This window comes from Sphingomonas sp. (assembly GCF_036269755.1).
In the GTDB taxonomy this organism is placed as follows: Bacteria; Pseudomonadota; Alphaproteobacteria; order Sphingomonadales; family Sphingomonadaceae; genus Sphingomonas.
The window spans coordinates 1-20,252 of record NZ_DATBDV010000002.1 but is presented as its reverse complement, the minus strand read 5'-3'; the positions used below and the strand labels follow the sequence as shown (position 1 = coordinate 20,252).

Genomic DNA, 20,252 nt, shown 5'->3' with positions numbered 1-20,252 from the left:
GCATAGCGCCGCGCCGGGTGGCAAGGGGCTGCGAATGTTGGCGGACCGTGTTCTTTTCCTCGATGGCGAGGCGTTGGTGATCGACAAGCCCGCGGGGTTGCCGGTCGACCGCCCGCGATCGGGCGCGATCAGTCTGGAGAACCATCTCGACAGCCTGACCTTCGGGTTCAAGCGCTGGCCAGTGGCGGTGCACCGGCTCGACCAGGACACCTCGGGGTGCCTGCTGCTGTCGCGCAATCCCAAGGCGCATGCGCGGTTCCAGCAGGCGTTCGAGCAGCATCTGGTGCGCAAACGGTACCTGTCGGTGCTCGAGGGCGTCGTCGAGGGGGAGGGGATGATCGACCTGCCGCTCGCCAAGGTATCGACGCGGGAAGCCGGCTGGCGGATGACCGGCAGCGCGGAGGGCAAATCGGCGCGCACCGCATGGAAGGCGTTGCGGGTGCAGGACGGGCGGACGCTGGTCGAGTTCCGGCCGGAGACTGGGCGGACGCATCAGATCCGCGTGCATGCTCTGGAAGGTCTCGGCGCGGCGGTGGTCGGCGATCCGGTCTATGGCAAGGCCGACCCGCTCGGCATGCTGCTCCACGCCGCCGAACTGACCGTGCCGCGCGAGGGCAAGCCGGCGATCGAAGCGGTCGCGCAGTTGCCGGATCGCTTCGCCAAGGCCGGGTTCGGGGACGCTTAGCGTTCAACCATGCCGATGATCCCGGTCACTCGATCGATCAGCATCGACAGCGACGAGCTGGACGAAAGCTTCACGCGCTCGGGCGGTGCGGGCGGGCAGCATGTCAACACGACCGACAGTGCGGTGATCCTGCGGTTCGACGTGGCGGGCTCGCCCAATCTCCCGGAGGCAGTGAAGGCTCGGCTCGCGTCGCTCGCCGGGTCGCGGATGACGAACGAGGGCGTATTGGTGTTGCGTAGCGAAGGCGCGCGCTCGCAGCTGCTCAACCGCCAGGAAGTCCGCGACCGGCTGCTCGACCTGATCCGCGAGGCGACGATCGTGCCCAAGAAGCGGCGGCCAACGAAGCCGAGCAAGGCGGCGAAGGCGCGGCGAGTCGATGCCAAGAAGGGCAGAAGTACGGTAAAGGCGGGGCGGGGTCGGGTGAGGGTGGAGTAGAACCGTCGCCCCGGCGGAGGCCGGGGCCGCTGGATTTTGCGGGACGCCGTTAGCATATTAGGCAACGGCCCCGGCCTCCGCCGGGGCGACGGGAACGAGAATGTACGCCTTTGATATAGCCACCGACGATAAGCCGGCGCTCTACCGCGACGTTCTATCCGCGATCGACGCCGTCACGGCGGGCGAACCCGATGCGATCGCCAACATGGCGAACGCCGCCGCCGTGCTGTGGCAATATCTTCCCGATCTCAACTGGGCCGGCTTCTACCGCAACGTCGGCGGCGAACTGGTGCTCGGGCCGTTCCAGGGCCAGGCGGCGTGCATCCGCATCCCGTTCGGCAAGGGTGTGTGCGGCACCGCGGCCGAAACGCACGCGACTCAGTTGGTGGACGACGTCTTGGCCTTCCCGGGCCACATCGCCTGCGACGCCGCCAGCCGGTCCGAGCTGGTCGTGCCGATCGTCGACGGCGACCGCGTGGTGGCGGTGATCGATCTCGACAGCCCCAGCCCGTCGCGGTTCGACGCCGAGGACGCCGCGGGGCTCGAGCGACTCGCGAAGATGCTAACGGACAGGGTTAATCGCTGATTCCTGATCCAGATCGGGACGCGATTCCCGGCTGCGCTAAACTGGCGGAAAACCGCGACTTTTGGTAACACTTGCCAAGAAGCGTCGACGGGTGTTGGTTAATGCCGCCGGCGGGTAACAGGGAGTGTTAACCATGCGAACCCTAGTGATTGCTGCGATTGCGACCGCGATGAGCGTCGCCGCGACCCCCGCCGAGGCGCAGCGAATCGGCCCGCAGGGCCAGCCGCCGGTTGCGAGGCCGATGCCGCCGCGCGCCAATCCCAGGCCGATGCCCAACATGCCTCGTCCAGCGAACGGTCAATGGCAGCGCAACGGCCAATGGCAGGGCGGCCAGCGGCAAGGCGGCCAATGGCAGGGCGGTGCTCAGTGGCAAGGCGGTGGCCAGTGGCGCGGCAATAATGGCGGGCAGCGCAATGGGCGCAGCCGCTGGGGCAACCGCATCGGCGGGTTCTGGTGGGCGGGCGTCCAGGCGCCCGGCGGCTGGAACGGCTATTCCCGGATGAAGCGCGGTAAGCGGCTTCCCGGTTACTGGATTTCGCCCAATTATATCATCAGCGATTGGCAGCTGTACGGGCTCGGCATGCCGCCCGAGGGCTATTATTGGAGCCGCTATTACAACGACGCGGTGCTGATCGATGCCAACGGCATGGTCTACGACTCGATCGGCAGCGTCGACTGGGACCGCTATCAGGGCGGCTACGCCTATGACGACGAGTATCAGGGTGGCGACTATGCCTATGGCGGCGATGCCGGCCCGGGCTATCCGCCGGCTGCCTATCCGGCGCCGCAAGGGCCGGGACCGGGCTATGGCGCGCCCTATCCGGCGCCGGGCGGGTATGACGGGTCGTCGACCACGACTCGGAGCTATACCTATTCGACGGGCGGCGGTTATGCCGGCGGTCCGCCGCCGATGGCCGGGCCCCCAATGGCCGGCCCGCCGCGGATCGCGTATGGCAACACCTATTATACGTCGCCAGGCAGCGTCACGACGATCGTCATTCCGGGATCGGTGACGACCACCACGACGACCACCGAATATGTCGAGGAGCGTTACGTCGCGCCTCGGCGTGTGGTGCGCGTGGTCAGGCGCTGGCACCCGCGTCCGAAACCGCGCTGCAGCTGCAAAGCGCCGCGGCCGATTCTCGGCAGCTAAGCATTAAGCCCTGAGGGGGGAAGCCGTCCGTCTCCACGCCAGTGGGGGCGGGCGGTTTGCTGTCATCTTCCCTCCCCCAAAGGGAGGACGAGTCACCGGCGCGGCGCGGGCCCGGCGAACGTGACCAAACTCTCCGATCCATCCGCCGCGACCGCAGACACGCCGACGAAATTGTCGTCGATCGGCACGTTCTTGAGCACGAAATCTGTCACGCCCGCGACATCGCGGCTCATGCTCCAATTCTGCGCGTCGGCGGGGCGCCAGCGGACTCGATATTTCACTGCGCCCGACACCGGCTGCCAGTTGACCGTGGTGTCGCGCGATAGTGCGCCCGCCACCGTCACACCATCGGGCGCCGCCGGAGCGCTCGCCAGGCGGCGGAGCGTCGCGACGTTGATCGCGGCGACTTTCGCCAGATAGACGAAGTCCATCTTGTCGATCGTGTCGCCGTACGCGACTCTGTTTTCGGTGCGGACATATTGGTGCTGGCCGGTCCAATTCTCGGCGGCGACGGTGAAGCGCACCGCGGGATAGCCGAGATCGAGGAACGGCTCATGGTCGCCGCCGCGCCCGAAGCGATCGGGGCGCCGCACGATGAACGCGTCGAGCCCGCCGGGAATCCCCGCCGCGACGTGGTCGATCGCCTTGGCCAGCGCTCGGCTCGGGCCGTCATCCTCGCCGCCGTTCATCCGCCGCGCGAGGTCGCCGCGCAGATCCTCCGACTGCCGGATGCCTTCGGAAAACACGCGCACCGTCTTGTTGGCGACGACGCCACCCTGGCCCACCGAATTGCCGACGATGTCGTTGTTGAGCATCGCCGAGACTTGCCAGCCGCGTTCCTTGGCGGTGTCGGCGAGCAATTTGCCGCCCCACAGCCCCTGCTCCTCGCCCGAAAAGACGGCGTAGACGATCGTCGCCTTGAACTTCGACTTGGAGAGGATCCGCGCGGCCTCAAGCACCACCGCCACGCCCGAGGCGTCGTCGTTGGCGCCCGGCGCGTCGGCCTTGGCGTCCATCTCGTCGCCGACCCTCGAGTCGATGTGCCCGCCGACGATCACCACGCGGTTGGGGTCGGAGCCCTTCTGGATGCCGAGCACGTCGACGATCTCGACTCCGTTCGGCGCGCGCGGGCCAGTGAAATTGCGGCTGATCGTCTCGGTCGTGATGCACCCGCCGCACGCCGCGCCGATCGCCTCGAACCGCGCCTTCGCCCAAGCGCGCGCCGCGCCGATCCCGCGCTTGGGGTCGGTGGTGGTCGACAAGGTATGCCGGGTGCCGAACCCGACCAATGCGGTGACCGTCGCCTTCATCGCGACGGGGGAGGTGGGTTCGGAGGCCGGGGCGGCTGCGGCGAGGAGCAGGGCGATGAGGGGAAGACGTTTGCGCATGGCAGGAGCGTGGCGGAGGCAACGGTTCCGCGCAAGTGTCGCCTCTAGTCGGGAGGAAGGACTTGATCCCCGCTCCTCGGGGGCGGGCCGTTGGCTCTTCGGTACTCGACTCCGATCCGCCCGGCGCGCCTAGCGACCCAGCCCACAGCTGCGCCTAGAAGATATTCAAGCATTACAAACGCCAGCAACGCCCCGGCAATCAACAGGCCATCGACCCAACTGAACGATCGGTGTGGGTGCAACACGAGGTCGGTTACCACGCCCTTCCAGAAGCCGGGTTCGGAACCGTTCAGCAGCATCGAATCAACTCAACCGGTCGATCGCCTCGCGGTCGAGGCTGCCGGGGACGATCATGATCGGCACGGTCAGCGTGCCGGCATCGGCGCCCGCGAAATGCGCGACCAGTGGCCCCGGAGCCCCGGTCGCCGCGGCGCCCAGCACCAATGCGGCGATTTGCTTGTTCGCTGCGATCATCTCGCGAATGATTTTGGGGCCGTCGCCTTGCTTGACCGTGATCGCGGGCTTCAACCCCGATTCCTCGAACAGGGTGCCAGCCGCGCCTGCGACCAAAGCCTCGGCATGGTGCCGCGCTTCCTCCTCGATCGTCGCCTGGACCCCGCCGAACGCGATGAATTCCTGCGGCGGGAGCAGCGACAATATTTCGACGCCGCCGCCGGTCTTGACCGCACGCCGCGCGGCGAAGCGCAGCGCGACCTCGGCCTCGGGCGTGTCGTCGACCACCACCAGGTAGATGCGCATGATCGAATGCCCTTGCCGTTACGTTTGAGTAGGTGACGCGAACCGGGGTTCTGCGCAAGTGCCCGGTCTTGACCCGAACCTTGGGGGGGGCGAAAGCGTTCAGCCACGGTCCGCCTCCCCAGGACGACGACGAGGACGAAGAATGCCCATCGAGATCAAGATGCCAGCGCTGTCGCCGACGATGGAGGAGGGCACGCTGGCCAAGTGGCTGGTCAAGGCGGGCGACAGCGTCAAGTCGGGCGACCTGATGGCGGAGATCGAGACCGACAAGGCGACGATGGAATTCGAGGCGGTCGACGAGGGCGTGATCGCCGAGATCGTCGTGCCCGAGGGGACCGATGGGGTGAAAGTCGGCGCGGTGATCGCGATCCTGGCGGTCGAGGGAGAGAATGCGTCGGCGGCGCCCAAGGCCGCACCGAACGCCGAAGCCAATACTCCCTCTCCCCTTGGGGGAGAGGGTGCCGAGGCGAAGCCGATGGCGGGAGAGGGCCAGTCACAAGCGTCCACGCCCGCGGCGAGCCCCTCTCCCCGGCCCTCTCCCCAGAGGGGAGAGGGAGAAAGAGTGAAAGCCTCCCCGCTCGCGCGCCGCATCGCCGCCGAGAAGGGGATCGAGATTTCGGCGCTGACTGGCTCCGGGCCCAACGGTCGAATCGTCAAGGCCGATGTCGAGGGCGCCAAGCCCGGCGCCGCGCCGGCCGCTGCTGCGCCGGCGCAACCGGCTGCCGCCTTCGCGCCCGCCAAGCCTGCCGCGATCCCGGATATCCCGCACGAAGCCGCCAAGCTGTCGAACGTCCGCAAGACGATCGCGCGCCGCTTGACCGAGTCCAAGCAGACCGTCCCGCACATCTATCTGACGGTCGACATCCGGCTCGACGCGCTGCTCAAGCTGCGCGGCGATCTCAACAAATCGCTCGCGGCGCGCGGCGTGAAGCTGTCGGTCAACGATTTGATCATCAAGGCGCTCGCGGTCAGCCTGATCCAGGTGCCCAAGTGCAACGTGATGTTCACCCCCGACCAGCTGATCAGCTTCAGCCGCGCCGACATTTCGGTCGCGGTCTCGACTCCGTCGGGGCTGATCACGCCGATCATCGTCGGCGCGGATACCAAGGGCGTCGCGGCAATCTCGACCGAGATGAAGGACCTCGCCGGCCGCGCCCGCGACAGCAAGCTCAAGCCGGAGGAATATCAGGGCGGTACCGCCTCGCTCAGCAACATGGGCATGTTCGGGATCAAGCAGTTCGAGGCGGTGATCAACCCGCCGCAGGGTATGATCATGGCGATCGGCGCGGGCGAGAAGCGGCCCTATGTGATCGACGACGCGCTGGGTGTCGCGACGGTGATGTCGGCGACCGGCAGCTTCGATCATCGCGCGATCGACGGGGCCGACGGCGCCGAGCTGATGCAGGCGTTCAAAGCGCTGATCGAGAACCCGCTCGGCATGCTGGCCTGATCCGATGTCGGGGCGAACGATCGCCGAATTCTGCTACATGGCCGCGAGCGCCGTCGTGACTTGGTTCGTCGCGCGCGCCGCGGTGTGGAGCTATCCGCAGGGCTCCGCAACGATCTGGCCGATCGGCTGGGTGGCGATCGCGTTCGTGGTTGGACTGGGGTTCAAGCCGTTCCTCGATTCCTGGCGGCTCGACCGTGCCGGCGCCCGGCCGGCTACCGATGACTGAGGCTACAGCGCCACCGGAGCGCGCGCCCGACATTCGCGTGACCGCGATGGCGGCGGACGCCAACCCCTATGGCACCGCGTTCGTCGGCTGGCTGTTCGGCCAGATGGCGCTGGCTGGAGGGAGCCTTGCGTCGCGCCGCACCGGCAAGCGAGCGCCGGTGGTCGCGGCGGACGGATTCCAGTTTACGGCGCCGGTGGTGATCGGGGAGGAATTGTCGGTCTGGGCTGAGGTGGTTGGTGAAGGCCGCACGTCGCTGACGATCGCGACCGAAGCGTGGACGCGTGATCGGCATGGCGAGGCGTTGGCGCGGGTGGCCGAGGGTCGGCTTGTGTTCGTTGGGGTCGGCCCATGACCCGATCACCCGACATCTCTAGCGTGCGATTAGCCAGAATTCTCCTTGTCCCCGCGCGTATCGCGATTGCGGCGCTGATCGTTGGACCGATCCTGGCCTATTTCCTCGAAGCTTTCGGCCAGTTCGATTTCGGCATTCCTTTCTCGCAGTGGAGATTCCGAACGACAATTGACGCAATCGTAGACTGGATCGCTATCGCATTCGTTGCGATGCTTCTGTTCGGCCTACCGCTGACCGCGCTCGTGTGCAGCCGCGTAAAGACAGGTCTGGGGCGACTCGGAGCTTTGGCTGCGGCGGGGGCAATCGCCAATGTTGTGTTGTTTGTCGTGCTCCTTGGCCCCTATCTTGAGCTGGCTGCTTTCACGGCAATTTGCGGCGCGATGGCAGGGCTGATCGGTGGCTTGGTTAATTACGATCGATTGCGCCGACCGCATTTCACTTTTGTTTGATTAGTAAGGATGCCTTCCAGTGGCTGAAACCTACGACCTCATCGTGCTCGGCTCGGGCCCCGGCGGTTACGTCGCTGCAATCCGCGCGGCGCAGCTGGGGCTCAAGACCGCGATCGTCGAGCGTGAGTTGCTCGGCGGGATTTGCCTCAACTGGGGGTGCATCCCGACCAAGGCGCTGCTGCGCTCGGCCGAGATCTATCACTACATGCAGCATGCCAAGGATTTCGGGCTAGTTGCGCAGGGGATCAGCGCCGATCTGGCGGCGGTGGTCAAGCGGTCGCGCGGGGTGGCGAAGCAGCTCAATCAGGGCGTCACGCACCTGATGAAGAAGAACAAGATCGCGGTCCACATGGGCACCGGCAAGTTGACCGGCAAAGGCAAGCTGACTGTCACCGGCGCCGACGGTAAGACGACCGATCTGACCGCCAGGAACATCATCGTCGCGACCGGCGCGCGGGCGCGCGACTTGCCCAACCTCCCCGCCGACGGGAAGCGCGTGTGGACGTACCGCCACGCAATGACTCCGTCCGAAATGCCGACCAAGCTGCTGGTGATCGGCTCGGGCGCGATCGGGATCGAATTCGCCAGCTTCTACAAGGACATGGGTGCCGAGGTGACGGTGGTCGAAATGCTCGACCGGATCGTCCCGGTCGAGGATGCCGATGTCTCCGCGTTCCTCGAAAAAGCGCTGACCAAGCAGGGGATGCGAATCCTGACGGGTGCCGCGGTGAGCGACCTGAAGGTCGGCGCGAACGGCGTCTCCGCCAAGCTGAAGGACAAGGCGGGCAAGGAGACCGCGGAGGAGTTCAGCCACGTCATCGTCGCGATCGGCATCGTTCCCAACACCGCCGATATCGGGCTGAGGGAAATGGGCGTCGACGTCGACGAGCGCGGGTTCCTCAAGACCCGGCCCGATTGCCGCACCAATGTCGACGGCATCTACGCGATCGGCGACATCACCGCGCCCCCTTGGTTGGCGCACAAGGCAAGTCACGAAGGCGTGATCGCGGTCGAGGCGATCGCCGGCAAGCATCCGCACGCGATGGACCCGCTCAACATCCCAGGCTGCACCTATTGCCACCCGCAAGTCGCCAGCGTCGGGCTGACCGAAGCCAGGGCGAAGGAGGCGGGCTATACGGTCAAGGTCGGCACGTTTCCGTTCATCGGCAATGGCAAGGCGATCGCGCTGGGCGAGGCCGAGGGGTTCGTGAAGACGGTGTTCGACGCCAGAACCGGCGAATTGCTCGGCGCGCACATGGTCGGCGCCGAAGTGACCGAGATGATCCAGGGTTACACCATCGGCAAGACCGGCGAGCTGACCGAGGCCGAGTTGATGGAAACCGTCTTCCCGCACCCGACGATCAGCGAGGCGATGCACGAAAGCGTGCTCGCGGCGTACGGCCGGGCGCTGCATATCTGATGGTGACGTGACGCCGCGGCCGGTCCTCGCGTCATGGCCGCTGGCGGCGGCCTTGCTCGCGGCGCTGACGATCGCGGCGGCGTGGCCGGGGATCGCGATGTACGACACCGTGTCGCAGTTCGGCGAGGTGCTGAGCGGGGCATATGACGACTGGCATCCGCCGGCGATGGCGCGGTTGTGGGCGGTGCTGCGCGGTGTGTTTGGTGGCCAGGCGCAACCGATGCTGGTGGTGCAGGTCGGGCTGTACTGGCTGGGGCTCGGACTGATCGCGGGCGCGCTGGCGCGGATCGGCGGGCGGGGTGCGGCGGTCGCGGTGCTTGCCTGTGGCGTGCTGCCGGTGTTCCTTTTCTGGCAGATGGCGGTGCTCAAGGACGCGCAGATGCTCGGCGCGATGCTCGCCAGCATGGGAATAGTCGCGTGGTGGCGGCTGGCCGACAAGCGCGTGCCGTGGTGGGGTTGGGCGCTCGTTGCGGTCGCGCTTCTTTACGCGACGCTGGTGCGCGCCAATGCGGTGTTCGCGGTCGCGCCGCTCGTTGCGATGCTCGTGGCGACGCGGTGGCGGATGCGGGCGCTGCTCACGGTGGCGATGGTGCTGGCGACGTTAGGCGGAATGCAGGTCGTCAATCACCAGGTTTTCGGTGCGGAAGATACCGGCATACGCACCACTCAGCCGCGCTACGACCTCGCCGGGATCGCGATGCGCGTGGCCGATCCATCGGCGACGCATCTGAGTCCGGCCCAGGCCGAGGGGCTGCGGCGCGGGCATTGCGTCAAGGGTTACTTTTGGGATCCGCTCGGCGACGGGCCGTGCGCCGAAGCCGAAGCGCCGCTCGCCGGTCTCTCCGTCGGGCAGCTCTATGCGACGCTCGCGGGTGCGATCGTGCGCCATCCGATCGCTTATACCGAGCACCGGCTGAGCCACCTCAACTCGACCGAACGCTGGCTGGTGCCCGCAGGCTGGCTCGGCGCCTGGCCGCCGACCGAGGCTGAGCCGAACACGATCGGCCTCGGCAACCCGGGAACGGTGGCGGCCTGGCTGAACCAGGCGACCGCGCCGCTCGCCGAAACGCCGCTCGCCTGGCCGATCGCGTGGCTGGCGGTGGCGATCTCCGCACTCGTCGTTGCGCTTCGTCGACCCGCGTCACCGCGCCGCGACCTCGCGCTGGCCCTGCTCGTATCGGCACTGGCGCTCGAGGCGAGCTTCGCCGTGATCAGCATCGCGTCGGATTTGCGCTATCATTTGTGGCCGATGATGGCGACCGCGTTGGCAGTCGTGCTCTTGGCCGACGCTCGACCGTCGCGGCGCGCGCTCAGGATCGGTGGCGCGGCGCTGGGGCTCATAATTGCGGGCGGCATTGCCAGCCGCGCGATCTTGCCGCACGCACCCGACAGCTATCGGGCGATGCTGACGAGCTGAGGAGGCGACGATGCGACGTTCATGCGCTCTGGCCCTGGTCGCCCTGATGTCGCTGACCGCAGCGGCCCCGGCCGATCATAGCGCCGCCGATTACCGTGACGATGCCGTGTCGCTCGAGGGGCTGATCCGCGACAATTACGCTTACCTCGACGACTTGCCCGGCGGGCGCGTGCCGACCTCGCCGCAACTCATCGCCGAGCGCGATGCGGTGCACGACCGCGACTCGCTGCTCCGTTATGCCGAGGACATGATCGCCGCACTGGCCGATCACCACGCGCTGACCGGCGCTTCGTTCAAGGACGATTGGGGCATCGTGCCGAGCTATGCCGACATCTGGATCGTGAAGACGGGCGATGCGTACGTCGTCGATGCGGTCAAGGAGGGCAGCATCGCGGCGAAGGCGGGCGTGCGGGTCAGCGAGCGGCTGGTGAAAGCCGACGGCCAGCCGATCGATGCCGCGGTGGCGGCGTTCTGGTCGCGGATGGGGTTACAGCCCGTCGGCGAGCGCGCGCCGTTTGCCGCACGTGTGCTGGCCGCTGGCCGCCGCGATCGCCCGCGTGTGCTGACCTTCGCCGGGCCAGGAGGCGAGCGGACGCTGACGCTTGACAGTCTGTATAAGAACCAGCCCGACCGTCCGGCACTGACCGTGACCGCGGCCCGCGGCGTCACCACGATCCGCTTCAACAATTCGATCGGCGACGACGGTACGATCGCTGCGTTCGATGCGGCGATGGCCAAGCTGCCGGCGCGCGCACCGGTAGTGGTCGACCTGACCGACACGCCGTCGGGCGGGAATTCGGCGATCGCGCGCGCGGTGATGGGATGGTTCGTGACGAAGCCGATGCCGTACCAGATGCACCAGCTGCCGTCCGAGGAACGCGAAACCGGGATCCCGCGGCAATGGGTCGAATATGTCCTGCCGCGTCCCGGCAAATACCATCCCGGTCCGGTCAGCGTCCGCACCGGGCGCTGGACCGGCAGCATGGGCGAGGGGCTCGCGGTCGGCTTCATCGCACTCGGCAAGCCCGTGTGCGGCGGACGGATGGCGGGATTGAAGGGTGCGGTCTACGATTTCGACCTGCCCAAGACCGGGCTGCGCGTGAAGTTTCCGGCCGAGCGGATCTACACCGTCGCCGGCGCGCCGCGCGAGAAAGTGGTGCTCAAGCCTTGCTCCTAGCGCGCGGCGAACTCGGCGGTCAGCTTCTGGAAATCGTCCATCGGCGGGAACTTGGCGTACGCATGCTGCGTGCCCGCGAGCGCCCAGGGTAGCGCCTCGCTGGTATAAGTCTCGGCGAACGGCACGAACCAGGAGGGATCGTCGAGCATCGTCGCGCGGACGTTGACGACGCCCATCGCCGGATCGACTTCGGTGAACAGCCAGCTCTTGCACCAGTCGCAATGGTGATGGCGGCCCTGGTCGCCGTGAATACCGCCGATCACCGTCTCGCCCTCGATTACCGCAAAGCCGTCTGCGGGAACAATCGCCGTGGTCGAGAATGCGCTGCCGGTCATCCGCTGGCATCCTGTGCAATGGCACAGCATCGTGATTACCGGCGGCCTGGTGATCGCAAACCGTACGCGGTCGCACCTGCAGCCGCCGGCCATCGGCAGGACCCATTCCGGCATGAAAGACTAGGCCGCCGCGACGTCGCTCGACGAGTCGACGATCTTGAGTTCCTTGGGCCCGGTCAGCGCCGGGTTGCTCGACGCCGCGGTCTTGAGGTTCGCCGCATGGCGCAACCGCCCGTCGATCTGCGCGCCGTTCTCGATCGAGATCGATTCGTAATCGACATCGCCCGAAATGCGCGCGCCCGATTCGACCACCAACTGCCGGATCGCGACCGATCCCTCGATCGTGCCCGCGACGCGCGCGCTCTCGGCGCGGACCTGGCCCTGGATCGATGCTTCGGCGCCGAGCACGAGATTGCCGCAGTCAAGGTCGCCCTCGACTCGCCCTTCGACATGCAAATCGGCCGAGGCGCGAACGTTACCCATCACGACCATGTCGGGCCCGATCACCGAAAAGCCTCCCGCGGGCGCGCGGCGCGCGGCGGGCGCGGGTTGATGGGGCGACGCCGGGGCGTCATCGCGCTTGTTGAACATATCGACCCTCCCGAACCCGACTCGCGGGCGAAACGGAAAGGCTGGGCCTAACCCGGCAATTCGGCAAGCGGATTTAGCGGCAAGCCATTGTCATTGGCCGGCGATAGGAAGAACCGCTGCGCGACCAGCGCGGTTACGACGATCATCGGTGCCGCGCCGAGCGGGGCGAGATCGGCCGAGGCCAAGGCGAGGCCGGCGCCGATCGTCGCTGCGATCGACAGACTCGCGCGGTCGCGGTCGCGCGCCGAAAGCGCGACGCTCAGTAAGCCGGCGAGCAGAAAATCGACGGGCGTCATGCCGGGCAGCAGGCCGGGGACTACCAGCGCGATCAGCAACGCTGCGGCGAGCGCGTCGCGCGGTGGCCTGGCCGAGAAGTGCGCCGCCAGCCACGCCGCGGCGCCGATCGCGCTGGCCATGGCGAGCCCGGCGAGGGGGAGGGCGCCGAGCCACGGCAGCCGAGCGACGATCGACCAGACGTTGGGCGCGTCTTTCGAAAGGGTCTGCGCACCTATGGTCGCGAAGCCGCCCATCGCTTGCGCCGCGGCCCAGCCGGGCACGAGCGCGACGATCGCGAGCACCAGCCATGTCCGGCGCGTCGCTTGGCGCGCGGCGGCGAGGCCGGGCAGGGGGGCGGGCGACAACGGCATTGCACGATGCTAGCCCATGGCGGGTTAGCGCCCGGTAAAGCCGCCCCGCCGGTTGACCGCGCCGCGGCCCGAGTCTATAGGCGCGCCCGCTCCACCGGCTCTTTTGCCGTGTGGGGAGAGCTGAACGCTGCCGGAAGACGCGGGTCCCGGAGAGTCGACGAGACTCTCATGGACCCTTTTCGTTTTCTCCAAGGCTCCCGGCAAAGTAACCGCCAGAATTCTGGTAACGCAAAGGTGAAGGGCTTCATGCCAACGATCAACCAGCTGGTCCGCAAGGGCCGCGACCCGCAGAAGGCCAAGTCGAAGGTCCCTGCGATGGAGCAGAACCCGCAGAAGCGCGGCGTCTGCACGCGCGTCTATACGACGACCCCGAAAAAGCCGAACTCGGCGCTGCGCAAGGTGGCCAAGGTCCGCCTGACCAACAGCCGCGAAGTGATCAGCTACATACCGGGCGAAGGTCACAACCTTCAGGAGCACTCGGTGGTCCTGATCCGCGGCGGCCGTGTGCGCGACTTGCCCGGCGTTCGCTACCACGTCCTGCGCGGCGTGCTCGATACGCAGGGCGTCAAGGATCGCCGCCAGTCGCGTTCGAAGTACGGCGCCAAGCGCCCCAAATAATCGGCCAGAGTAAGCGCCGGACGCGTTCCGGGTAAGCTGAAGCACAACAAGGAATTTGAAATGGCTCGTCGTCGTCGTCCCGAAAAGCGGGAAATCCTGCCTGATCCCCAGTACGGGGATGAGGTTCTGTCGAAATTCATGAACAGCGTCATGCTGGACGGCAAGAAGTCCGTCGCGGAAGGCATCGTCTATTCGGCGATGACCACCGTCGAGCAGCGCGCCAAGAAGGACCCGCTCGGCGTGTTCCACGACGCGCTCAACAACATCAAGCCGGGCATCGAAGTCCGTTCGCGCCGCGTCGGTGGTGCGACGTATCAGGTGCCGGTCGAAGTGCGCCCCGAGCGTGCCCAGGCGCTGGCGATCCGCTGGTTGATCACCGCCGCGCGTGCGCGTTCGGAGAACACCATGTCGGCGCGCCTGTCGGGCGAACTGCTCGACGCGTCGAACAACCGCGGCAACGCGGTCAAGAAGCGCGAAGACACGCACCGCATGGCCGAAGCCAACCGCGCCTTCTCGCATTATCGCTGGTAAGTGGCTATATTGCGCTTGGAGGCAAAGCCATGGCAACCGCATCTGAACCGTCCGTCGAAGAACTGAACCGCCAATCGGCGCGTATCGAGGCGGAAACGCGGAAACTGATGGCTGAAGCCAATAAATTGGCTGCAGAGCGCTTGAAGTTAGACAGCGACCGCGAACTTATGCCGCGTTCGATGATCTTTCAGGCGATGCTCGCCACCGCGGCTTTGCTCGGTGCCGGCGCTGCGATCGCCAAGCTCTTTTTTCCCTGAGCGCTTCGGCGTTCAGACATATTATAATCCAACTAAGGAAAGCACGTCATGGCCCGCAGCCATCCGCTCGAACGCTATCGCAACATCGGCATCATGGCCCACATCGATGCCGGCAAGACGACGACGACCGAGCGCATCCTCTATTACACCGGCAAGTCCTACAAGATCGGCGAAGTGCACGAAGGCACCGCGACGATGGACTGGATGGAGCAGGAGCAGGAGCGCGGGATCACGATCACGTCGGCGGCGACCACGTGCAAGTGGAAGGCCGAGGACGGCAAGGGCGAAGAGCACCTGATCAACATCATCGACACGCCGGGCCACGTCGACTTCACCATCGAAGTCGAGCGTTCGCTGCGCGTGCTCGACGGCGCGGTCGCATGCTTCGATGGCGTTGCCGGCGTCGAGCCGCAGTCCGAGACCGTGTGGCGGCAGGCCGACAAGTACGGCGTGCCGCGGATGTGCTTCGTCAACAAGCTCGACCGCACCGGCGCCGACTTCTATTTCTGCGTGCAGTCGATCATCGATCGTCTGGGCGCGACCCCGGCTGTCCTCTATCTCCCGATCGGCATCGAGGGGCAGTTCAAGGGCCTGGTCGATCTGGTCGAGAACCGCGCGATCATCTGGCTCGAGGAGTCGCTGGGCGCGAAGTTCGAATATCAGGACATTCCGGACGACCTCAAGGACAAGGCGGCCGAATACCGCAACACGCTGATCGAACTCGCCGTCGAGCAGGACGACGATGTCATGGAAGCGTATCTGGAAGGCAATGAGCCCGACGTCCCGACGCTGAAGAAGATGATCCGCAAGGGCACGCTCGCCATGGCGTTCGTGCCGGTGGTGTGCGGCTCGGCGTTCAAGAACAAGGGCGTGCAGCCATTGCTCGATGCCGTGGTCGACTATCTGCCGAGCCCGCTCGACGTCCCGGCGATCAAGGGCGTCCTGCCCAACGGCGACGAGGATTCGCGTCCGTCGTCGGACGAGGCGCCGTTCTCCGCGCTCGCGTTCAAGATCATGAACGACCCGTTCGTCGGAACGCTGACCTTCGCGCGCATCTATTCGGGCAAGCTCGAAACCGCGTCGCAGGTGACCAACTCGGTCAAGGACAAGAAGGAAAAGGTCGGCCGCATGCTGCTGATGCATGCGAACGAGCGTGAGGACATCCAGGAAGCCTATGCCGGCGACATCGTCGCGCTGGCGGGCCTGAAGGATACGACCACGGGCGATACGCTGTGCGCGATGAACGCGCCGATCATCCTCGAGCGGATGGAGTTTCCGGACCCCGTCATCGAGCTGTCGGTCGAGCCCAAGACCAAGGCCGACCAGGAGAAGATGGGCGTTGCGCTCAACCGCCTCGCGCGCGAGGACCCGTCGTTCCGCGTGTCGACCGATCACGAGAGCGGCCAGACCATCATCAAGGGGATGGGCGAGCTCCACCTCGAAATCCTGGTCGACCGCATGAAGCGCGAGTTCAAGGTCGAGGCGAACGTCGGCGCGCCGCAGGTGGCGTACCGCGAATATCTCGGCAAGCCGGTCGAGCTAACCTACACGCACAAGAAGCAGTCGGGCGGTTCGGGCCAGTTCGCCGAAGTGAAGGTCAAGGTCACGCCGGGCGAGCGCGGGTCGGGCTATGTCTTCGTCGATTCGATCAAGGGCGGTAACGTCCCCAAGGAATATATTCCGTCGGTCGAAAAGGGCATGCGCGAGACGGCGGAGACGGGGTCGCTGATCGGCTTCCCGATCATCGACTTCTCGGTCGAGCTGATCGACGGCAAGTATCACGACGTCGACTCGTCGGCGCTGGCGTTCGAAATCTGCGCGCGCGGTGCGATGCGTGAAGCCGCGCAGAAGGCCGGCATCAAGCTGCTTGAGCCGATCATGAAGGTCGAAGTCGTCACCCCGGAGGATTATCTGGGCGACGTCATCGGCGACATGAACAGCCGCCGCGGGCAGATCCAGGGCACCGACAGCCGCGGCAACGCGCAAACGGTCGAGGCGATGGTGCCGCTCGCGAACATGTTCGGTTACGTGAACCAGCTGCGCTCGTTCACCCAGGGCCGCGCGAGCTATTCGATGCAGTTCAGCCATTACGACGAAGTGCCGCAGAACGTGGCCGACGAAGTGAAGGCGAAATTGGCTTAACCGGGCTTCGCCCGCAGGGCTGGCCTAAACGGAAATAGGTCGTTAAGGGGCCGCGTTCGCGTGGCGCCGTCAAGGCCGCGAATCAGAATCCAGAAGGTAGGAAACAATGGCGAAGGCAAAATTCGAGCGGAACAAGCCGCACATGAACATCGGCACCATCGGTCACGTCGACCATGGCAAGACGTCGCTGACCGCGGCGATTACCAAGGTGCTCGCGGAAACGACCGGCGGCACCGCGGTCGACTTCGCCAACATCGACAAGGCCCCCGAAGAGCGCGAGCGCGGCATCACGATCTCGACCGCGCACGTCGAATATGAGACCGAAGCGCGCCACTATGCGCACGTCGATTGCCCGGGCCACGCCGACTATGTGAAGAACATGATCACCGGCGCCGCGCAGATGGACGGCGCGATCCTGGTCGTGTCGGCGACCGACGGCCCGATGCCGCAGACCCGCGAGCACATCCTGCTCGCGCGCCAGGTCGGCGTGCCGGCGATGGTCGTGTTCATGAACAAGGTCGACCTGGTCGACGACGCCGAAATCCTCGAGCTGGTCGAGCTGGAAATCCGCGAGCTGCTGAGCTCGTACGACTTCCCGGGCGACGATATCCCGATCATCCAGGGCTCGGCTACTGCCGCGCTTTCGGGTTCGGACGAGAAGCTCGGCAAGGAAGCCGTGCTCAACCTGATGAAGGCGGTCGACGAGTATTTGCCGCAGCCCGAGCGTCCGCTCGACAAGCCGTTCATGATGCCGATCGAGGACGTGTTCTCGATTTCGGGTCGCGGCACCGTCGTCACCGGCCGTGTCGAGACCGGCATCGTCAAGGTGGGCGAGGAAGTCGAGATCGTCGGCATCCAGCCGACCGTCCGCAAGACCACGGTCACCGGCGTCGAAATGTTCCGCAAGCTGCTCGATCAGGGCCAGGCCGGCGACAATATCGGCGCGCTGATCCGCGGTGTGGGTCGTGAGGAAGTCGAGCGTGGCCAGGTTCTGGCCAAGCCGGGCTCGATCACGCCGCACACCGACTTCAACTCGGAAGTGTACGTCCTGTCGAAGGACGAGGGTGGCCGTCACACGCCGTTCTTCGCCAACTATCGTCCGCAGTTCTACTTCCGCACCACCGACGTGACCGGCACCGTCGAACTGCCCGCGGGCACCGAGATGGTGATGCCGGGCGACAACGTCGCGCTCGGCATCAAGCTGATCGCGCCGATCGCCATGGACGTCGGCCAGCGCTTCACCATCCGCGAGGGTGGCCGCACGGTCGGTTCGGGCATCGTCAGCGGCATCAGCAAGTAAGCTGATCCGATCGACAAACGGCCGCCCGCCGCTCCTTCGTCAAAAAAGGAGCGGCGGGCGGTTGCCTTTTAGTGAGGGCACCTGTAGTGGCGCCCCTCCAGTTTAGTTTTGAACCAGCAAGAGGCGGCTCTCGAAAGAGGAAAACCGCCCCGCTCTTTCGCATCGGCAGGAACCATGGATAGCAATATTCGCATTCGCCTGAAGGCATTCGATCATCGCGTGCTCGATCAGGCAACCGGCGACATCGCCGACACCGCGCGCCGCACCGGCGCCCTCATCCGTGGTCCGATCCCGTTGCCGACGCGCATCGAGAAGTTCACCGTCAACCGCGGCCCGCACGTCGACAAGAAGTCGCGCGAGCAGTTCGAGGTTCGCACCTACAAGCGCATGCTCGACATCGTTCAGCCGACCCCGCAGACGGTCGACGCGCTGATGAAGCTCGACCTCGCCGCCGGTGTTGACGTGGAGATCAAGCTCGCCTAATGGCGCTGCTCCCGCGGTCGACCCTCACGGGTCCTGCGGGACGCTGACAAATAGAGATACCGCTGATCTTCGGGTCAGGCAGCGTCTCCCGTCACGTTTCAGGCTTATGCCAGGAACACCAGCCCGGGACGGGGGGCTCGCTTCGCATTACCGGGCTGACGGGTTCCATCGAAGTATCACTTCGACGGATGCCCACACGCACTTGCGGATTGTCTGCATGTGCCTCTGTAAGGAGCCAAGATCATGCGCACTGGCGTGATCGCGAAGAAGTTGGGGATGACCCGCCTGTTTCAGGACGACGGCCGCCACGTGCCGGTCACCGTGCTGAGCCTCGAAGGGCTGCAGGTCGTTTCCCGTCGCGAAAAGGATAAGGACGGCTACAGCGCCGTTCAGCTCGGCGCGGGCGTCGCCAAGGCGAAGAACGTCGCCAAGCCGCAGCGTGGCCATTACGGCAAGGCCGAGGTCGAGGCGAAGGCCTTCCTCGCCGAATTCCGCGTCGACGAAGACGGACTGCTCGACGTGGGCGCCGAGATTTCGGCCGACCATTATGTCGCCGGCCAGATCGTCGACATTCAGGGCCGCACGCAGGGCAAGGGCTTCCAGGGCGGCATGAAGCGCTGGGGCTTCGGCGGTCTGCGCGCCAGCCACGGTGTTTCGGTCTCGCACCGCTCGCTCGGTTCGACCGGTCAGCGCCAGGATCCGGGCAAGGTCTTCAAGAACAAGAAGATGGCCGGTCACATGGGTGACAAGAACCGCACCCAGCAGAATCTCGAGATCGTCGGCACCGACGTCGAGCGCGGTCTGATCTTCGTCAAGGGCTCGGTCCCTGGCTCGAAGGGCGGCTGGCTGCTCGTCAAGGACGCCGTCAAGGTCGCCCGCCACGCCGACGCGCCGTTCCCGGCCGGGCTCAAGCAGGCCGCCAACAGCAACACTGCCGCTCCCGCCGAGACTCCCGCTGAGGAAGTCCAGGCGCCCGAAGCGACCGAAGGCCAGGAGGGCTGAACGTGAAGGTCAAGATTTCCTCCTTCGACGCAAAGGCTAAAGCAGCCGACGTCGAGCTCAACGACGAGGTGTTCGGCCTCGATCCGCGCGCCGACATCCTGCACCGCGTCGTCACCTGGCAGCTCGAAAAGCGTCGCGCCACCGCGCGCGGCACGCGTGAGCGCGCCGACGTCGCCCGCACCGGCAAGAAGTTCGGTCGCCAGAAGGGCGGCGGTACCGCCCGTCACGGCGATCGCCGCGCCCCGGTGTTCGTCGGCGGCGGCAAGGCGCACGGCGCCCGCGTTCGCGACTTCAATCCGTCGCTGAACAAGAAGATCCGCGCGCTCGGCCTCAAGATGGCGCTGTCGAGCCATGCCAAGGCGGGCTCGCTGGTGATCATGGACAGCCTGACGGTGAAGGACGGCAAGACCAAGGCGCTCAAGGGCAGTCTGGAAAAGCTCGGCTTCGGCAAGACGGCATTGTTCATCGACGGCGACGCGGTCGACACCAGCTTCGCCCTCGCCGCGGGCAATCTGGGGCACCTCAACGTGCTCCCGGCCGCCGGCGCCAATGTCTACGACATCCTGAAGCATGACACGCTGGTGCTGACGCGCGCCGCTGTCGAACAGCTGGAGGCGCGTTTCAATGGCTAAGAAGCCGAGCAAGGGCGCGATCGACATCCGTCATTATGACGTGATCGTCGCCCCCCACATCACCGAAAAGTCGACGATGATGTCGGAACAGAATGCGGTGGTGTTCAAGGTCGCGCGCGACGCGACCAAGCCCGAGATCAAGGCTGCCGTCGAGGCGCTGTTCAATGTCAGCGTCACGAACGTCAACACGATCGTCCAGAAGGGCAAGACCAAGAAG

General features: G+C 66.0%; 25 protein-coding genes. 20 read left to right on the top strand and 5 right to left on the bottom strand.

The genetic code is table 11. The annotated features are described in order from the left end of the window. The first annotated feature begins 34 nt into the window (after positions 1–34). The 4 genes from VH326_RS00900 (at position 35) to VH326_RS00885 (ending at position 2,859) form a co-directional block, all read left to right on the top strand. On the top strand, positions 35–685 hold the full coding sequence (locus tag VH326_RS00900; protein ID WP_329629912.1) for an RNA pseudouridine synthase: 651 nt from the start codon (positions 35–37) through the stop codon (positions 683–685). 9 nt (positions 686–694) lie between these two features. Then, positions 695–1,120, top strand: coding sequence for an alternative ribosome rescue aminoacyl-tRNA hydrolase ArfB (gene arfB / locus VH326_RS00895; protein WP_329629911.1), 426 nt, complete (start codon positions 695–697; stop codon positions 1,118–1,120). A gap of 100 nt (positions 1,121–1,220) precedes the next feature. Then, entirely contained in the window at positions 1,221–1,706 is a 486-nt protein-coding gene (locus VH326_RS00890; protein WP_329629910.1) for a GAF domain-containing protein, read from the top strand. Positions 1,707–1,839: 133 nt separating this feature from the next. Next, positions 1,840–2,859 carry an RcnB family protein gene (locus VH326_RS00885; protein WP_329629909.1) on the top strand — a complete coding sequence of 340 codons (1,020 nt, stop codon included), beginning with the start codon at positions 1,840–1,842 and terminating at the stop codon, positions 2,857–2,859. Positions 2,860–2,951: 92 nt separating this feature from the next. On the opposite strand, the gene VH326_RS00880 is transcribed toward VH326_RS00885, so the two are convergent. Together VH326_RS00880 and VH326_RS00875 are read right to left on the bottom strand one after the other, a co-directional pair. Continuing rightward, on the bottom strand, positions 2,952–4,247 hold the full coding sequence (locus tag VH326_RS00880; protein ID WP_329629908.1) for a M28 family metallopeptidase: 1,296 nt from the start codon (positions 4,245–4,247) through the stop codon (positions 2,952–2,954). Positions 4,248–4,550: 303 nt separating this feature from the next. Continuing rightward, positions 4,551–5,006, bottom strand: coding sequence for a universal stress protein (locus VH326_RS00875; RefSeq protein WP_329629907.1), 456 nt, complete (start codon positions 5,004–5,006; stop codon positions 4,551–4,553). A 142-nt stretch (positions 5,007–5,148) separates the two neighbouring features. On the opposite strand from VH326_RS00875, the gene VH326_RS00870 reads away from it, so the two are divergent. Genes VH326_RS00870 through VH326_RS00840 form a run of 7 tightly spaced genes read left to right on the top strand, consistent with a single transcriptional unit; the run spans position 5,149 to position 11,497 of the window. Beyond that, positions 5,149–6,456, top strand: a complete 1,308-nt coding sequence (locus tag VH326_RS00870) for a pyruvate dehydrogenase complex dihydrolipoamide acetyltransferase (protein WP_329629906.1) — start codon at positions 5,149–5,151, stop codon at positions 6,454–6,456. 37 nt (positions 6,457–6,493) lie between these two features. Further along, positions 6,494–6,682 carry a hypothetical protein gene (locus VH326_RS00865; RefSeq protein ID WP_329629905.1) on the top strand — a complete coding sequence of 63 codons (189 nt, stop codon included), beginning with the start codon at positions 6,494–6,496 and terminating at the stop codon, positions 6,680–6,682. Further along, positions 6,675–7,034: an acyl-CoA thioesterase gene (locus tag VH326_RS00860; protein WP_329629904.1), complete on the top strand. Its 360-nt coding sequence runs from the start codon at positions 6,675–6,677 to the stop codon at positions 7,032–7,034. Before VH326_RS00865 ends, VH326_RS00860 begins: the two co-directional genes overlap by 8 nt. Then, the gene (locus VH326_RS00855) at positions 7,031–7,483 is read left to right on the top strand and encodes a hypothetical protein (RefSeq protein ID WP_329629903.1); all 453 of its coding nucleotides are present in this window, start codon (positions 7,031–7,033) and stop codon (positions 7,481–7,483) included. Before VH326_RS00860 ends, VH326_RS00855 begins: the two co-directional genes overlap by 4 nt. Positions 7,484–7,502: 19 nt before the next feature. Beyond that, a complete protein-coding gene (lpdA, locus tag VH326_RS00850; protein WP_329629902.1) occupies positions 7,503–8,903 on the top strand; it encodes a dihydrolipoyl dehydrogenase in 1,401 nt (466 codons plus the stop codon). Between the two features lie 7 nt (positions 8,904–8,910). Further along, positions 8,911–10,320, top strand: a complete 1,410-nt coding sequence (locus VH326_RS00845) for a hypothetical protein (protein WP_329629901.1) — start codon at positions 8,911–8,913, stop codon at positions 10,318–10,320. 10 nt (positions 10,321–10,330) lie between these two features. Then, entirely contained in the window at positions 10,331–11,497 is a 1,167-nt protein-coding gene (locus VH326_RS00840) for a hypothetical protein (protein ID WP_329629900.1), read from the top strand. Here VH326_RS00840 and VH326_RS00835 read toward each other — a convergent pair. The 3 genes from VH326_RS00835 to VH326_RS00825 are packed head-to-tail and all read right to left on the bottom strand — an operon-like array spanning position 11,494 to position 13,070. After that, positions 11,494–11,946, bottom strand: coding sequence for a GFA family protein (locus tag VH326_RS00835; protein WP_329629899.1), 453 nt, complete (start codon positions 11,944–11,946; stop codon positions 11,494–11,496). The genes VH326_RS00840 and VH326_RS00835 overlap by 4 nt on opposite strands. Positions 11,947–11,952: 6 nt before the next feature. Next, positions 11,953–12,423: a polymer-forming cytoskeletal protein gene (locus VH326_RS00830; RefSeq protein WP_329629898.1), complete on the bottom strand. Its 471-nt coding sequence runs from the start codon at positions 12,421–12,423 to the stop codon at positions 11,953–11,955. A 47-nt stretch (positions 12,424–12,470) separates the two neighbouring features. Continuing rightward, positions 12,471–13,070 (bottom strand): hypothetical protein, encoded by a 600-nt coding sequence (locus VH326_RS00825; RefSeq protein WP_329629897.1) that lies wholly within the window; start codon positions 13,068–13,070, stop codon positions 12,471–12,473. A 246-nt stretch (positions 13,071–13,316) separates the two neighbouring features. Between VH326_RS00825 and rpsL the strand changes: the two genes are divergently transcribed. The 9 genes from rpsL to VH326_RS00780 form a co-directional block, all read left to right on the top strand. After that, the gene (rpsL, locus tag VH326_RS00820; protein ID WP_010185487.1) at positions 13,317–13,688 is read left to right on the top strand and encodes a 30S ribosomal protein S12; all 372 of its coding nucleotides are present in this window, start codon (positions 13,317–13,319) and stop codon (positions 13,686–13,688) included. Between the two features lie 60 nt (positions 13,689–13,748). Next, entirely contained in the window at positions 13,749–14,219 is a 471-nt protein-coding gene (gene rpsG, locus VH326_RS00815; RefSeq protein WP_329629896.1) for a 30S ribosomal protein S7, read from the top strand. A gap of 29 nt (positions 14,220–14,248) precedes the next feature. Then, the gene (locus tag VH326_RS00810; RefSeq protein ID WP_329629895.1) at positions 14,249–14,476 is read left to right on the top strand and encodes a hypothetical protein; all 228 of its coding nucleotides are present in this window, start codon (positions 14,249–14,251) and stop codon (positions 14,474–14,476) included. 48 nt (positions 14,477–14,524) lie between these two features. Then, the gene (fusA, locus tag VH326_RS00805) at positions 14,525–16,618 is read left to right on the top strand and encodes an elongation factor G (protein WP_329629894.1); all 2,094 of its coding nucleotides are present in this window, start codon (positions 14,525–14,527) and stop codon (positions 16,616–16,618) included. Between the two features lie 106 nt (positions 16,619–16,724). Continuing rightward, positions 16,725–17,918 carry an elongation factor Tu gene (gene tuf / locus VH326_RS00800; RefSeq protein ID WP_329629893.1) on the top strand — a complete coding sequence of 398 codons (1,194 nt, stop codon included), beginning with the start codon at positions 16,725–16,727 and terminating at the stop codon, positions 17,916–17,918. 174 nt (positions 17,919–18,092) lie between these two features. Next, complete coding sequence (gene rpsJ, locus VH326_RS00795) at positions 18,093–18,401, top strand: 30S ribosomal protein S10 (protein ID WP_066776796.1); 309 nt, start codon at positions 18,093–18,095, stop codon at positions 18,399–18,401. A gap of 243 nt (positions 18,402–18,644) precedes the next feature. Then, positions 18,645–19,403 carry a 50S ribosomal protein L3 gene (gene rplC / locus VH326_RS00790; RefSeq protein ID WP_329629892.1) on the top strand — a complete coding sequence of 253 codons (759 nt, stop codon included), beginning with the start codon at positions 18,645–18,647 and terminating at the stop codon, positions 19,401–19,403. A gap of 2 nt (positions 19,404–19,405) precedes the next feature. Then, positions 19,406–20,035, top strand: a complete 630-nt coding sequence (gene rplD, locus VH326_RS00785) for a 50S ribosomal protein L4 (protein ID WP_329629891.1) — start codon at positions 19,406–19,408, stop codon at positions 20,033–20,035. Next, positions 20,028–20,252: 50S ribosomal protein L23 (locus VH326_RS00780; RefSeq protein ID WP_329629890.1), on the top strand; the 225-nt coding region annotated here is incomplete at its 3' end. The genes rplD and VH326_RS00780, both read left to right, overlap by 8 nt.

What these genes read in the sequence shown, in the direction of transcription:
- VH326_RS00900 (WP_329629912.1), top strand. Translation starts at nt 35, where the DNA reads ATGTTGGCGGACCGTGTTCTTTTCCTCGATGGCGAGGCGTTGGTGATC.
- arfB (WP_329629911.1), top strand. Translation starts at nt 695, where the DNA reads ATGCCGATGATCCCGGTCACTCGATCGATCAGCATCGACAGCGACGAG.
- VH326_RS00890 (WP_329629910.1), top strand. Translation starts at nt 1,221, where the DNA reads ATGTACGCCTTTGATATAGCCACCGACGATAAGCCGGCGCTCTACCGC.
- VH326_RS00885 (WP_329629909.1), top strand. Translation starts at nt 1,840, where the DNA reads ATGCGAACCCTAGTGATTGCTGCGATTGCGACCGCGATGAGCGTCGCC.
- VH326_RS00880 (WP_329629908.1), bottom strand. Translation starts at nt 4,247, where the DNA reads ATGCGCAAACGTCTTCCCCTCATCGCCCTGCTCCTCGCCGCAGCCGCC.
- VH326_RS00875 (WP_329629907.1), bottom strand. Translation starts at nt 5,006, where the DNA reads ATGCGCATCTACCTGGTGGTGGTCGACGACACGCCCGAGGCCGAGGTC.
- VH326_RS00870 (WP_329629906.1), top strand. Translation starts at nt 5,149, where the DNA reads ATGCCCATCGAGATCAAGATGCCAGCGCTGTCGCCGACGATGGAGGAG.
- VH326_RS00865 (WP_329629905.1), top strand. Translation starts at nt 6,494, where the DNA reads ATGGCCGCGAGCGCCGTCGTGACTTGGTTCGTCGCGCGCGCCGCGGTG.
- VH326_RS00860 (WP_329629904.1), top strand. Translation starts at nt 6,675, where the DNA reads ATGACTGAGGCTACAGCGCCACCGGAGCGCGCGCCCGACATTCGCGTG.
- VH326_RS00855 (WP_329629903.1), top strand. Translation starts at nt 7,031, where the DNA reads ATGACCCGATCACCCGACATCTCTAGCGTGCGATTAGCCAGAATTCTC.
- VH326_RS00840 (WP_329629900.1), top strand. Translation starts at nt 10,331, where the DNA reads ATGCGACGTTCATGCGCTCTGGCCCTGGTCGCCCTGATGTCGCTGACC.
- VH326_RS00835 (WP_329629899.1), bottom strand. Translation starts at nt 11,946, where the DNA reads ATGCCGGAATGGGTCCTGCCGATGGCCGGCGGCTGCAGGTGCGACCGC.
- VH326_RS00830 (WP_329629898.1), bottom strand. Translation starts at nt 12,423, where the DNA reads ATGTTCAACAAGCGCGATGACGCCCCGGCGTCGCCCCATCAACCCGCG.
- VH326_RS00825 (WP_329629897.1), bottom strand. Translation starts at nt 13,070, where the DNA reads ATGCCGTTGTCGCCCGCCCCCCTGCCCGGCCTCGCCGCCGCGCGCCAA.
- rpsL (WP_010185487.1), top strand. Translation starts at nt 13,317, where the DNA reads ATGCCAACGATCAACCAGCTGGTCCGCAAGGGCCGCGACCCGCAGAAG.
- rpsG (WP_329629896.1), top strand. Translation starts at nt 13,749, where the DNA reads ATGGCTCGTCGTCGTCGTCCCGAAAAGCGGGAAATCCTGCCTGATCCC.
- VH326_RS00810 (WP_329629895.1), top strand. Translation starts at nt 14,249, where the DNA reads ATGGCAACCGCATCTGAACCGTCCGTCGAAGAACTGAACCGCCAATCG.
- fusA (WP_329629894.1), top strand. Translation starts at nt 14,525, where the DNA reads ATGGCCCGCAGCCATCCGCTCGAACGCTATCGCAACATCGGCATCATG.
- tuf (WP_329629893.1), top strand. Translation starts at nt 16,725, where the DNA reads ATGGCGAAGGCAAAATTCGAGCGGAACAAGCCGCACATGAACATCGGC.
- rpsJ (WP_066776796.1), top strand. Translation starts at nt 18,093, where the DNA reads ATGGATAGCAATATTCGCATTCGCCTGAAGGCATTCGATCATCGCGTG.
- rplC (WP_329629892.1), top strand. Translation starts at nt 18,645, where the DNA reads ATGCGCACTGGCGTGATCGCGAAGAAGTTGGGGATGACCCGCCTGTTT.